This window comes from Pseudoalteromonas sp. '520P1 No. 423' (assembly GCF_001269985.1).
GTDB lineage: Bacteria > Pseudomonadota > Gammaproteobacteria > Enterobacterales > Alteromonadaceae > Pseudoalteromonas.
In genome coordinates this window covers 2564051-2577277 of sequence record NZ_BBZB01000001.1, presented here as the reverse complement: position 1 = coordinate 2577277, position 13227 = coordinate 2564051, and the positions used below count along the sequence as shown (strand labels likewise).

General features: G+C 34.5%; 13 protein-coding genes. 11 read left to right on the top strand and 2 right to left on the bottom strand.

Annotated features, from left to right (window positions below):
- Positions 1–149: 149 nt before the first annotated feature.
- A complete protein-coding gene (locus tag PSA_RS11725; protein ID WP_042144321.1) occupies positions 150–1241 on the bottom strand; it encodes a branched-chain amino acid aminotransferase in 1092 nt (363 codons plus the stop codon).
- 146 nt (positions 1242–1387) lie between these two features.
- On the opposite strand from PSA_RS11725, the gene PSA_RS25865 reads away from it, so the two are divergent.
- The 8 genes from PSA_RS25865 (at position 1388) to rmf (ending at position 10191) form a co-directional block, all read left to right on the top strand.
- Positions 1388–1561, top strand: coding sequence for a hypothetical protein (locus PSA_RS25865; RefSeq protein WP_193216495.1), 174 nt, complete (start codon positions 1388–1390; stop codon positions 1559–1561).
- Between the two features lie 238 nt (positions 1562–1799).
- Entirely contained in the window at positions 1800–3392 is a 1593-nt protein-coding gene (locus PSA_RS11720; RefSeq protein WP_042144323.1) for an ABC-F family ATPase, read from the top strand.
- 138 nt (positions 3393–3530) lie between these two features.
- Positions 3531–4016 (top strand): 5-(carboxyamino)imidazole ribonucleotide mutase, encoded by a 486-nt coding sequence (gene purE, locus PSA_RS11715; RefSeq protein WP_042144325.1) that lies wholly within the window; start codon positions 3531–3533, stop codon positions 4014–4016.
- A gap of 1 nt (position 4017) precedes the next feature.
- Positions 4018–5163: a 5-(carboxyamino)imidazole ribonucleotide synthase gene (locus tag PSA_RS11710; RefSeq protein ID WP_042144327.1), complete on the top strand. Its 1146-nt coding sequence runs from the start codon at positions 4018–4020 to the stop codon at positions 5161–5163.
- A gap of 235 nt (positions 5164–5398) precedes the next feature.
- Complete coding sequence (gene proB / locus PSA_RS11705) at positions 5399–6508, top strand: glutamate 5-kinase (protein ID WP_052379914.1); 1110 nt, start codon at positions 5399–5401, stop codon at positions 6506–6508.
- Between the two features lie 34 nt (positions 6509–6542).
- Entirely contained in the window at positions 6543–7784 is a 1242-nt protein-coding gene (locus tag PSA_RS11700) for a glutamate-5-semialdehyde dehydrogenase (protein ID WP_042144329.1), read from the top strand.
- Positions 7785–7888: 104 nt separating this feature from the next.
- A complete protein-coding gene (locus tag PSA_RS11695) occupies positions 7889–9721 on the top strand; it encodes a serine/threonine protein kinase (RefSeq protein ID WP_042144330.1) in 1833 nt (610 codons plus the stop codon).
- A gap of 299 nt (positions 9722–10020) precedes the next feature.
- Complete coding sequence (gene rmf / locus PSA_RS11690) at positions 10021–10191, top strand: ribosome modulation factor (protein ID WP_042144332.1); 171 nt, start codon at positions 10021–10023, stop codon at positions 10189–10191.
- Between the two features lie 132 nt (positions 10192–10323).
- Here the strand turns inward: rmf and fabA are convergent, their stop codons facing one another.
- A complete protein-coding gene (fabA, locus tag PSA_RS11685) occupies positions 10324–10839 on the bottom strand; it encodes a bifunctional 3-hydroxydecanoyl-ACP dehydratase/trans-2-decenoyl-ACP isomerase (protein WP_042144334.1) in 516 nt (171 codons plus the stop codon).
- A gap of 194 nt (positions 10840–11033) precedes the next feature.
- Here fabA and PSA_RS11680 point away from each other — a divergent pair, with 194 nt between their 5' ends.
- Genes PSA_RS11680 through PSA_RS11670 form a run of 3 tightly spaced genes read left to right on the top strand, consistent with a single transcriptional unit; the run spans position 11034 to position 13174 of the window.
- Positions 11034–11891 carry a 6-carboxytetrahydropterin synthase gene (locus PSA_RS11680; RefSeq protein WP_042144336.1) on the top strand — a complete coding sequence of 286 codons (858 nt, stop codon included), beginning with the start codon at positions 11034–11036 and terminating at the stop codon, positions 11889–11891.
- 36 nt (positions 11892–11927) lie between these two features.
- The gene (locus PSA_RS11675) at positions 11928–12752 is read left to right on the top strand and encodes a M23 family metallopeptidase (RefSeq protein WP_042144338.1); all 825 of its coding nucleotides are present in this window, start codon (positions 11928–11930) and stop codon (positions 12750–12752) included.
- Positions 12752–13174 carry an acyl-CoA thioesterase gene (locus PSA_RS11670; RefSeq protein WP_042144340.1) on the top strand — a complete coding sequence of 141 codons (423 nt, stop codon included), beginning with the start codon at positions 12752–12754 and terminating at the stop codon, positions 13172–13174. The genes PSA_RS11675 and PSA_RS11670 overlap by 1 nt, the downstream gene beginning before the upstream one ends.
- Positions 13175–13227: the final 53 nt, after the last annotated feature.

Below are 13227 nucleotides of genomic sequence, written 5' to 3'. Positions count from 1 at the left end.
CATTTTTTATTTGAGCGAATTGTAGTGAAGTACAAAAAAATTAGCTAAAAATTATGATAGGCGGTAAATGAAAGTGATGTAAGGTTTTATATGGCGGTTTTAACAGTCAGTGGTATAAATTAACTTTTATACCACTTTAACAGCTGAGTTTAAGGCGCTTTACGCTCAACTAGATTTACCCATCCATCAGGCCCTTGTTGGCGACCCATTTGAATATCAGTTAACAATGTATACATAGCTAAAGTATATTTACCTACATTGCCATCACCAACAGTGATCACGTCATTGTTTTCAAAGATATAAGAGCCAACAGGAGATACAACCGCTGCAGTACCAAAACCACCTGCTTCAATAATATCACCAGATTTTACATCGGCGATAAAGTCTTGAATTTTGATAGTTTCTTGTTTTACTTCAAAACCAAGCTGCTCACTTAAACTTAAAATTGACTGAGAAGTGATTGATTTTAAAATTGTATCTGTAAATTCAGGAATAATAACCGTGCCATCTTTACGGACATGGTAATGATTCATAGCTCCTGCTTCTTCGATATATTGATTAGTTGAATCTAAATATAATACTTGAGAAGCACCATAAGTTTGTGCGGTTTCAGATGCTTTTAATGATGCGCAGTAATTACCAGATGCTTTGGCAGAACCTGTGCCACCTGATACTGCGCGATGGTATTGTTCGCTTACTAATAAACGAATTGCTTTATTGTTACCATCTTTGTAATAAGCGCCACTTGGGCTTAGTAATACACAAAAAGTGTAATTTTTAGAACTTCTTACAGAGATATGATCTTCAGTAGCAAAAACAAATGGACGAACATATAAACATGCGCCAGCTTGTTCAGGGAACCAAAGGCGATCGACATCAATGAGTGCGTGTATAGCATCGATTTGCATTTGTTCATCAATAGACGGCATACAAACAACAGAACCTGAATGATTCATACGAGCTGCATTCATATCTAATCTAAATGTATGTATTTCACCATCTGCATGTTTATATGCTTTAGCACCTTCAAAAATTGATTGACCGTAATGTAATGCCATAGCGCCTGGAGGCATTGTAAGCGGGCCGTAAGGAACAACACGTGGCTCAACCCATTGACCATCTTTATAATCCATTAAAAACATATGGTCAGTTCTTAGTTTGCCAAAACCAATATCTTCTTCAGGCTTAAATTGCTCTGTACGACGTGTTTCTGCACTTTTTAATTGGTAATCAATATTCATTATCTACTACTTATTATCTGCACGGTTCTAAAAATTATTGCAAGCATAATGAAGATGTTGTCAAATAAAAGCAATACTTGAGTAATATAAAATAGTTTATTTAATTATCTTTATATTAAAGCATAAAAAATACAGAGATTTTAAAAATGACGCAAACTATAGTTGAAATGGAATTTGAAAAAGAAAATAAACACAGTATTCGTTACAAAGAAGTGCCAGAACCAGGCAAAGCTGAAGTCATAGGTAGCATTTATGTTCAGAAATGGTTCGCAGAAAATGCCAAAACTATTGAAATAACTATTAATAAAACTGATAAATAAAATATTTAAGCTAATCATTTTATTAGCTTAAATTGAATACTATCTGGAATGATGAACATAGAAATTTAAAAAACATAAATAACCAGCTATCAAATGCTGATTAAAAAACTAATACTTAATTTCACATCCTTATAATCTGAGTCTGTGATTTAATGAGTAGCTGCGCTATAATATGCCGCAAATTATTTTGAGTATCTTTAATACTTAAATAATCATTAATAAATAAATAGGACTTCATGTGATTCAAGCTAATAACATCACCATGCAATTTGGCGCTAAGCCTTTGTTTGAAAATATATCAGTTAAATTTGGCGAAGGTAACCGCTATGGTTTAATTGGTGCTAATGGCTGTGGTAAATCTACATTCATGAAAATTTTAAGTGGTGAATTAGAGCCATCATCAGGCAATGTAAGCACAGATCCTAATGAAAGAGTTGCAAAACTAAATCAGGATCAATTCGCTTATGAAGAATATAGTGTAATTGATACTGTGATCATGGGTCACAAAGAGCTTTGGGAAATAAAACAAGAGCGTGATCGTATCTATTCTTTACCAGAAATGAGTGAAGAAGATGGTATGAAAGTAGCCGACCTTGAAACTGAATTTGCTGAAATGGATGGCTATTCTGCAGAATCAAAAGCTGCTGAATTATTATCTGGTGTTGGTATTCCTGAATCAATGCATTACGGCTTAATGTCTGAAGTAGCTCCTGGTCGTAAACTTCGAGTGCTATTAACACAAGTTCTGTTCTCTGATCCTGATATTATGTTATTGGATGAGCCAACAAATAACTTAGATATCCACTCTATCAGTTGGTTAGAAGAAGTTTTAAAACAACGTAACTGTACTATGATTATCATCTCGCATGATCGCCATTTCCTAAACTCTGTTTGTACACATATGGCTGATATAGATTACGGTGAGTTACGTTTATTCCCTGGTAACTACGATGAGTACATGTTTGCAGCTAACCAAGCACGTGAGCAATTATTAGCTGATAACGCTAAAAAGAAAACACAAATTGCTGATTTACAGCAATTCGTAGCACGCTTTTCTGCAAATGCTTCAAAAGCTAAACAAGCAACATCTCGTGCTAAACAGCTAGATAAAATTGAATTAGCAGAAGTTAAAGCGTCAAGTCGTCAAAATCCTTTCTTACGTTTCGAGCAAGAAAAACCTTTATTTAGAAATGCGTTAGAGCTTGATAATCTAGCACAAGGGTATGATCAACAATTATTCTCAGGACTTGATGGACTAGTAGAAGTGGGTGAACGTATTGCAATTATCGGTGAGAATGGGGCTGGTAAAACAACATTATTAAATACACTTGCAAGTAAAAAAGCACCGACTGCTGGTGGATTTAAATGGTCTGAAAATGCCAATATTGGCTATTACGCACAAGATCATGCAGAAGATTTTGAAAAAGACCAAAACTTATTTCAGTGGATGGAACAATGGCAACAAGAAGGTGACGATGAACAAGTTGTTCGAGGTTACTTAGGTCGTTTATTATTCTCTCAAAATGATATTTCAAAGTCAGTAAATGTCATATCTGGTGGTGAACAAGGTCGTATGTTGTTTGGTAAGCTAATGATGCATAAACACAATATATTACTGATGGATGAGCCAACAAACCACATGGATATGGAATCTATTGAGTCTTTAAACACTGCACTTGAAAAATATGAAGGCACATTATTTTTTGTAAGTCATGACAGAATATTTGTATCATCACTTGCAACGCGTATTTGGGAAATCAAAGACGGAAAGATTATTGACTTCAGAGGCAACTATGAAGAGTACTTAGCTTCACAAGGCCTTGAAGGCTAATAAGTCAAATAGTGTAAATAATATTTGCACGCTGAACATCACAATGTAGTACTAAAATAGAACCATAATTTAAATAAAAGTTATATCAAATACTCATTTTTGGGTATTTGATGGTTGAGTATTTTTCAGGAGCATAGAATGACAGTAGGTATTATAATGGGGTCAAAATCAGATTGGCCAACAATGCAACATGCAGCGGATATGTTAGAAAGTTTTGGCATTGCTTACGAAACTAAAGTTGTGTCTGCTCACCGTACACCTCAGTTATTATGTGATTATGCAAGCTCTGCTGCAGAACGTGGTATTAAAGTAATTATCGCGGGTGCGGGTGGTGCTGCACATTTACCAGGTATGGCTGCTGCTTTTACAAGTCTTCCAGTACTGGGTGTTCCAGTAAAATCTAAAGCGTTAAATGGTGTCGATTCACTACTATCAATCTGTCAAATGCCTAAAGGTGTTGCTGTGGGTACTTTAGCGATAGGTGATCCTGGTGCTGCAAATGCAGGTTTGCTTGCTGCTCAAATTTTAGGTTGTCAAAATCCTGAAATCTTTGAGAAAATTGAAGCTTTCCGCAAAAAACAAACTGATACTATTTTAGATAATCCAAATCCTCAAGGCGAATAGCATGAAGATACTGGTTTTAGGATCAGGCCAATTAGCTAGAATGATGAGCTTGGCAGGTGCACCACTGGATCTCAATATAACTTCATATGATGTAGGTACAAAAAATATTATTCATCCTTTAACGGGTGAGATATATGCTCAAGATTTACAGGCAAGCATTGCTGAAGTTGACGTGATCACAGCTGAATTTGAACACATTCCTCATGACGTTTTAGAACTATGTTGCCAAAGCGGTAAGTTTTACCCAGGTAAACAAGCGATTAAAACAGGTGGCGATCGTGCGATTGAAAAAGCTTTATTAGATGAATCTAATGTGCCTTGTGCACCTTATAAACTTATTACAGAAAAGTCACATTTGATTGAAGCTGTTGCTTTACTAGGTAAACCTCTAGTTATTAAAACTTGCCAGGCTGGTTATGATGGTAAAGGTCAGTGGCGATTAAAATCAGATGATCAAATCGAACAAATTTGGTCTGAAATGGCTGACTTTATTGCTACAGGTACTGACAGCTTACCTCATACAATTATTGCTGAAAAGATGATCCCATTTTGTCGAGAAGTATCGGTTATTGGTGCCCGTGACAAACAAGGTAATATGGCAATTTATCCGGTAACTGAAAATGAACATACCAATGGTGTATTAACATTATCAATTGCCAGTGAGATTTGCGAAAAAATTCAGTCGCAAGGTGAATCAGCTTTTAAAAAACTTGCAACAAAAATGGATTATGTTGGTGTTTTAGCGATAGAGTTTTTCGATGTTGATGGCACGCTAATTGTTAACGAAATTGCACCTCGTGTACATAATTCAGGACATTGGACACAGCAAGGGTGTGCTTCTAGTCAGTTTGAAAATCATATGCGTGCAGTATGTGGATTGCCATTAGGTAGTGCAGAGTTATTGCGCCCTTCAGCCATGATAAATGTTTTAGGCCAATCCTCTATACCAACACAAGTATTAAATACACCTGATCTATTAAGTCATTGGTATGGTAAAAGTCAAAAACCAGGTCGTAAGATGGGTCATATTAATATTTCAGCTCCGACCAATGAAGCACTAGCTCAAAAACTTGAATCATTAGCTAAAGTATTACCTGAAGAAGACTATCCTGGAATTTTAAAAGCAGCAACTTCATTAAGAAGTTAACACTACAAAATTAAATTCTATTTAAAGACCGGAGATTTCTCCGGTTTTTTGTTTCTGAAGGAATAAAAAATCCGTTATTTAGATATTTATGCAAATAAAAATCCAATTAATTACTTGAGCTTGCATAATTTAACGATGAAAGTATATTTATTTGAGCAAATTGAAAAATGTTCATATTATTTCCTATCAACACAGTGTTATAGTATTTGACCAAGTCATTAACAAATATTCTAAGATGAAAAATAACAAAACGATAGTTGTAAAACTAGGAACAAGTGTTTTAACGGGCAATGGCTATCATCTAGATACGCGTCATATGGTAGAACTGGTAAGACAGTGCGCTTTAATGATGGAACAAGGACATAAAATAATATTAGTTTCCAGTGGCGCAATAGCCGCTGGTAGATCACAGCTAGTAAACCACAAATCAGATTTAGAATATGATAAAGACGTGCTTGCAGCTGTAGGGCAAAGTAACCTCATACAAACATGGCAAACCTTATTTAACCTTTATAATATCCCCGTAGGGCAAATGCTATTAACTCGCGCAGATTTAGAAGATAGGGAAAGATATTTGCGTGCTAAACATACTTTAAACTCTCTTATAAATCATAATATCTTACCCATAGTGAATGAAAATGACGCTGTATGTATCGAAGAGATAAAAGTGGGTGATAACGATAACTTATCAGCCTTGACAGCTATTTTAGCTAAAGCTGACGAACTGTATTTACTCACAGATCAATCAGGCTTGTTTTCATGTGATCCAAGAAAAAATAAAGATGCAGAATTAATATCTACAGTTAGTAAAATCGATAACGAGTTAAAATCAATTGCAGGTGGCAGTGGCAGTGATGTTGGTACTGGAGGCATGGCGACTAAATTGCAAGCAGCAGAAATCGCTACCCGCTCAGGTGTTGAAGTAATCATAGCCAAAGGTAGAGAGCCTAATATTATTACAGATTTAGTGAATGAAAAAACTGTTGGCACACGTTTTAAAGTGATGGACGACATTATTGAAGGTCGTAAACAATGGATTTTAGCAGGTCCTGCTACATTAGGTAGTGTAATTGTTGATGATGGTGCTCAAAATGCGCTTTTAAACAAAGGATCAAGCCTATTAGCTAAAGGAGTATTGAGTATTAAAGGTGAATTTAATTCTTCATCTTTAATTGAAATTAAAAATTTGAATGATAAAACTATTGCCAAAGGTATCACTAGCTATAATTCACTTGAACTTCAAAAAATAAAAGGCTTGCATTCAGAAGATATAAAAAATGAGCTGGGTTTTATAAACGGCACAACCATCATTCATAGAGATGACCTTGTAGTCATTGAAATTTAAAGTTTTAAATAGAATCACTCAACGGGAATGAAAAATGTTAACACATATCGCTGAAGCGGCAAAACTGGCAAGTTTTGATTTATTACAGGCTTCAACTATTCAAAAAAATGCTGCTTTGACAGCAATCAAAAATCATATTTTAGATAATAAAGAATCAATATTATCTTCAAATGAATTAGATATGAATGCAGGTAGAAGTAATGGTTTAAATGAATCTTTATTAGATAGGTTATTACTAACATCTGAGCGCTTAGATACAATTTGTGCTGATATAGACACTGTTATAAACCTTGATGACCCTGTCGGTGCTGAATTTGATGGTAAACAACTTGAAAATGGATTATTTCTTAAAAAACGTACGGTACCTTTAGGTGTAATTGGTGTTATTTATGAAGCGCGACCCAATGTGACAATAGATATTGCAAGCCTTACTTTAAAGACAGGGAATGCATGTATTTTACGTGGTGGTAAAGAGACGCTTAATTCAAATATCACTTTAATAAAAATAATAAAACAAGCACTTGTATCAGTTGGTTTTAATGAAAATTGTGTACAATTAATTAAAGATCCCGATCGCGCGCTGATACTTGAACTACTTAAAATGGACAAGTGCATCGATATGATCATTCCACGTGGTGGTCAAAAATTACAACAAGTATGTACTGAAAACAGCACGATCCCAGTGATCACTGGTGGTATTGGTATATGTCATCTATTTGTTGATTCTGATGTCGATCAATCTAAAGCATTAGCTGTTATTGAAAATGCCAAAATACAACGACCAAGTGTATGTAATGCTTTGGATACACTATTAGTACATAAAGAAGTTGCACACACTTTTATCCCTAAATTAATTGCTAGGCTTGGAAAAAAGGATGTGTTCTTAAAAGGGTGCCCAGAAAGCATTACTATTGATAAGCGTATTGCTCCGATTGAGATTGATGGTTACGATACTGAATGGTTGAGTCTTACTTTAGGTATAAAAGTGGTTGATAGCGTACAAGACGCTATTTTACATATTAGAGCACATTCAACAGCGCACTCTGACGGCATATTAACTCAAAATATTAAAAATGCAGACTTATTTGTTATGGCTGTTAATTCTGCGGCTGTTTATGTCAATGCAAGCACACGTTTTAGTGATGGCTCTCAATTTGGTTTAGGTGCTGAAGTTGCGGTTTCTACACAGAAATTACATGCAAGGGGCCCTATGGGCTTAGATGCACTAACGACTTACAAATGGATTGGTCAAGGTGATAATTTAATACGCAGTTAGCAATTACAATTGAGAAATGATTAGTGATATCATTTTAAAGAGAATATTGATATAAAGGCAGTGAAAACTGCCTTTTTTATTACCTACAATTAAATTGATTAGTGATGCCTGAAAAGAAAAAAATTCACAACTTTTATATTAATGAAGAACAATCCATATATTTGTTGTCGCATACGGACGCAAAAAAACATAAACAATGGTTAAAAATTTGTATTAAACAGCTTGAATTACTCGGTTATAAAGATGTAGAAGAAATAGGCTTTGGTGCTTTTGGTTTTGTATTCTCTGGTACGGATGTTCATGTCACCCCCCCTAGCCAATGGGTATTTAAATTCTCACGTATTACCCTAGCACAAAGTGTTAGAGACAGGCTTGAAGATGAAGCTTATATGTTGTCTCAAGTTGATAACCCTTTAGTTCCAAAATTTTATGCATTTGAGAGAATAAAGAAGCAAGGCATCCTTATGATGGCAAGGGCCCCTGGTATTAATTTAGAACAAGTTTCACTTAATAAGGGCAAATTATCAGCACGATTTATAACTGATCTTGCACTTAAATTAAGAAATGTATTAGTTGATTTAAGAGAGAATAAGCAAGGTATGACGCTTAGTCCAATAGTTCACGGAGATGTAAAACCGTCTAACTTAGTATGGTTAGAGGAATCTGACCAATTGTCTTTAGTTGATTGGGGCTCCTCTGTTTTTGCACAACAAGATAGCTATGGTAATGGTATTGCGTCAAATATTATGGACCTAATGTCCTCTGATACGCAGCATTCAAATGCAAGAATGGGAGATGTTTATTTTATTGGTGATGAACAAATGGAGGGCGCTAAATCCTCGCCAAGGTTTGATGAACAAGGTGTTGCTTCAACACTTTATGCCTTAGCATCAGCGCAATCTTGTCGATTTGGAGCACAAGTGATCCCAGCATCCAGTTTAGGTTTACCGGTTGAACTGGCCAAAGTAATTGATGGTATGTTGTCAAAAGACAAAGTAATACGCGATAAAGCTGGTGATTACTTTATGAAAAATATGCCAAATATGGCAAAAGCCTACCTGCCAGAAATAGCACAAAAAGAAACTAAGTCATTTATTCCTTTTTGGCACAACGAATTAAAAGACTTACCTGATACAGTTGTGTATAGCTCGCGTAAATCCTTTTTAAGGATTGCTGATAAAAAACAGGCTTTATTAGATGTTAATGATGCCCAGTTAGACAGGTATTATAGAGAGTTTTTACTTGATACGGGCGATACCGAAAAAGCTTTCCTAGCTTCAATTAGCAGATTAGCAAAGTTTCCGGTTGTAGGGGGATTGAGTTTTCATTGGAAAGAAAAACAACTATTTATTGAATCTAGCTTAATTTTACATCAAAAAAACCTAGAGCATTCATTTTCTTCAGCGATTAATAACACAGTTAAACTTGCACAGGGGATACAGCAACAAGGTCTATTTAAATGTTGTTTATTTGATGCAAGAAAAACAATACAAATAGAAAAAAATGACAAAGGAAATTTTATATTTGATGAAATTGCGCAATTAGAATATCAAGTAATGAGTTCTGTGGCTTTAAACGAATTAAATAGGCCACATTCGTATTTTGAGGATGGTAATGACCCTGATGAGCAATTAAAACTGCCCAAAGAAGTATTAAAATGTGTGTTTGCATTAAACCAAATACACCATACGGGTTGTATTATATTTGAATCTCTCCCTGATAGACTTAAAGTACATCACTATTACAGATTATTAGATCCTGAAAAAGAAAATCAATTTTCAAATTTATTACAAAAAATCATGCAAAATATTGTAAAAATAAAATCGGTTGGTGTAGCCGGATTTATGAAATTACCTTATAAAAATACACGTGAATTTGATTTGTGTGAGAGACAACCTGAGTTTTTCTTTCCTAAAAATCCTAAGAAAATACATTGAAATTTTTGAATTATTCGTAGAAGCAAGCACTTACAAAAACTGTCAAAAAAACTTATTAAAATTGTAAAAAAGATCATTGATCTTGCCTAAATTATATGTTTTTCTAGTAGTCAGACACAATGATAATCTTAATTATTATATAATTAATTAAAAATAAAATGCTTTATAATTCAAAGTGTTATTATTTATTGTGCATTTAAAGAAGTTTATTTGTTGTAATTAACGTATTTATTAACTATTTGTTAAACAGTGGTGTGTTAAACATCACATATATCAATAATAAGGTGAGGACGTTACCTATGAAGAGACAGAAACGAGATCGTCTTGAGAGAGCACATACTCAAGGCTTTAAAGCGGGTTTAGCTGGACGATCAAAAGAAATGTGTCCGTATCAAAGTTTAGACCCAAGATCTCAGTGGCTCGGGGGTTGGCGAGAAGCCATAGAAAGTCGTAATATGTTTAAAGTATAATTTTACCAAAATTTAAACAAAAAAGAATTGGAGAAAATGTCCCGAAAGGGACATTTTTGATCTAAAAATAAAAATCATAAAAAAGCCGCTTACAAGTAAGCGGCTTTTAATTTATATATTTATAACTAAAAATTAGAAGCTTGTTGTGTCTTGGAATAAACCAACTTTTAAATCTTTTGCTTCATAGATAACACGACCATCAACAGAAACTGTACCGTCAGCTAGGCCCATAAATAATTTACGTTTGATAACACGTTTCATATCTAGACGATAAGTTACTTTTTTATTTGAGGGCAAGATTTGACCTGTGAATTTTACTTCACCCACACCTAAAGCACGACCAGAACCTGGACCACCAGACCAACCTAAGAAGAAACCAACTAATTGCCACATTGCATCAAGACCTAAACAACCAGGCATTACAGGGTCGCCTTTAAAGTGACAATCGAAGAACCATAGCGAAGGGTCGATATCAAGTTCAGCAACGATTACACCTTTACCGTATTCGCCACCGTCATCATTGATTTCGATGATGCGGTCCATCATTAACATGTTATCACTTGGTAAACGACAGTTACCTTCACCAAATAAATCACCATTACCACATTGGATCAGTTCTTCTTTTGTATAACTATTTTGTTGTTCCATTGTCTACTTATTTCACTTGTTCAATAAAATTGCAGCTACTTTAGCGAACAGTTGTAAGCTTAACAACTCCGAACAGTTGTTTTTTGATAAAAAAAGCATAAAAAGGGGAGTTTTTGCTGTATTTATAACCCTTGTAACAATTATAATGATGCCTGAATAATTTTCATTTAAATAATTAAGCTAATAGGCAATCCATGATCCTTTTTGTAAACGACCTTACTGTTATTGATTTTTCTTATCTTTGTGATCAAAGAGGTGCAGTAGGTGAAAGTTGGATCGTCGATATGACACTTCATGGTGATTTAAATGACGAGTCCATGGTATTAGATTTTGGATTAGTTAAAAAACAAATCAAAACAATCATTGATGATACGTTAGATCATAAACTTGCTTTAACCAACAAAACAATAGTAAAAATTTTAGAGTCAAATACACAAACAAATGTCAGTTTTAAATACTCTGACAATAAAACTATTAACATCAGTGCACCTTCACAAGCTTTCTGTTCACTAGACAGCGAACATATAGATGAGAAAGTAGTATCAAAGTTTTTGATAGATCAAATAATGCCTAAAATGCCAAGTAATATTAAAAAAATTGAACTTGATCTTAGAGCTGAACACATAAATGGTTTTTATTATCATTATAGTCATGGCCTTAAAAAGCATGATGGTAACTGCCAGCGTATCGTTCATGGTCATAGATCAACAATTGGTATTTTTGAAAATGATATGAAAAGTGTTCGTCTTCAAAAAGAATGGGCCCTTAGATGGGAAGATATTTATTTAGGCAGTAAAGAAGATTTAATTGCTGCGGAATCACTTAAGTTTATAAAACCTGTTGAGGACGCTCTTAATTTTGCTTACGTTGCACCACAAGGTTATTTTGAATTAAGTATCAGTCAGTCTGACTGTGAGATTTTGCCTGTAGATACAACTGTTGAGTGCATCGCTCAATACATCGCTAACGAACTTAAAATAAGCAATCAAACCTCTGACTTTAAAGTTGTGGCATATGAAGGTGTCGGCAAAGGCGCAATTGCATACGCATAATTTTTAATATTAGATATGCCAAAGGTAATAGATAACATGCTCAAAAAAACAGTATTATCAATTGCGATTTTAATAAATTTTCCTGTTAGTGCACTTGAACTCAAAGGTAATTTAATTCAAGGTGGTATGGTGACAGGATCACTTCCTAATGCACAGTCGGTAAAGTTTAATGACACTGAGCTTAAACTGTCAAAAAAAGGGTTTTTTGTATTTGGTTTTGGTCGTGATGCAAAATTAGACCATAGGCTTACCTGGAAAGATTCAGATGGCTCAGAGCATAACCAATCATTTATTATCACAAAACGCGATTATAAAATTGATAAAATAGAGGGGGTGGCAAAAAAATATGTCTCTCCACCTAAATCAGTATTAGCAAGAACAAAAAAAGAAGCACAAGCAGTAAGAAAAGCCAGAAATGTTTTATCTAATAGATTAGATTTTCTCAAACCTGTTTACAGACCGGCTTCAGGAAGGATCTCTGGCGTTTATGGTAGTCAAAGATACTTTAATGGCACACCAAAAAGACCTCATTTTGGTTTAGATATTGCCAACAAAACTGGCACACAAGTTTATTCTCCTTTGCCTGGTAAAGTCGTTTTTGCGCATTCTGATTTATATTATTCTGGTGGTACTTTGATCATAGATCATGGTTTTGGTATTACTTCAACTTATATTCATTTAAGTGAAGTGACGGCTAAATTGGGTCAAGAAATTAACACCGGAGATAAAATCGCAAAAATAGGTGCAACAGGGCGTGTTACTGGACCACATTTAGATTGGCGTTTAAACTGGAAGCAAGTCCGTTTAGATCCTGCGCTTGTTATGAGTCACGTGTCTGCCAGTAAATTTACAAATAAGTAATATTAATAATTTTTTTTGAAACAACTCAAAATGCGCATTCTGCTAAAATTACCAAAACAGTTTTTCCAAGTAGAACAAATCATCACAATACATTATTTGGTGGCGATGCCTTAGCTTGGATGGATGAAGTTGCTTTTATTTGCGCAACACGATTTTGCCGTAAACCATTAGTAACCATATCTTCAGATCGTGTTGACTTTAAAGAAGCAATTCCTGCAGGGACATTTGCTGAATTAGTAGCAACTGTTGCACATGTTGGTAATACAAGTTTGAAAGTTGATATACAAATATTCTTAGAAACGACGCATAAAGATGATAAACATTTAGCAATAACCGGCTCTTTTACATTTGTAGCAGTTAATGATGAGTATAAACCAACACCCGTTGTATGCGATTCTATGTTAAATGGATTTAATGACTAGATATCATGCTTAAATTGTTCTAGTGTAAATACACTAGAACAATAATAAGGCAA

Bases quoted from the DNA above. Each gene is read 5' to 3' on its own strand.
- PSA_RS11725 (WP_042144321.1), bottom strand. From the start codon at position 1,241: ATGAATATTGATTACCAATTAAAAAGTGCAGAAACACGTCGTACAGAG.
- PSA_RS25865 (WP_193216495.1), top strand. From the start codon at position 1,388: ATGACGCAAACTATAGTTGAAATGGAATTTGAAAAAGAAAATAAACAC.
- purE (WP_042144325.1), top strand. From the start codon at position 3,531: ATGACAGTAGGTATTATAATGGGGTCAAAATCAGATTGGCCAACAATG.
- PSA_RS11710 (WP_042144327.1), top strand. From the start codon at position 4,018: ATGAAGATACTGGTTTTAGGATCAGGCCAATTAGCTAGAATGATGAGC.
- proB (WP_052379914.1), top strand. From the start codon at position 5,399: ATGAAAAATAACAAAACGATAGTTGTAAAACTAGGAACAAGTGTTTTA.
- PSA_RS11700 (WP_042144329.1), top strand. From the start codon at position 6,543: ATGTTAACACATATCGCTGAAGCGGCAAAACTGGCAAGTTTTGATTTA.
- PSA_RS11695 (WP_042144330.1), top strand. From the start codon at position 7,889: ATGCCTGAAAAGAAAAAAATTCACAACTTTTATATTAATGAAGAACAA.
- rmf (WP_042144332.1), top strand. From the start codon at position 10,021: ATGAAGAGACAGAAACGAGATCGTCTTGAGAGAGCACATACTCAAGGC.
- fabA (WP_042144334.1), bottom strand. From the start codon at position 10,839: ATGGAACAACAAAATAGTTATACAAAAGAAGAACTGATCCAATGTGGT.
- PSA_RS11680 (WP_042144336.1), top strand. From the start codon at position 11,034: ATGATCCTTTTTGTAAACGACCTTACTGTTATTGATTTTTCTTATCTT.
- PSA_RS11675 (WP_042144338.1), top strand. From the start codon at position 11,928: ATGCTCAAAAAAACAGTATTATCAATTGCGATTTTAATAAATTTTCCT.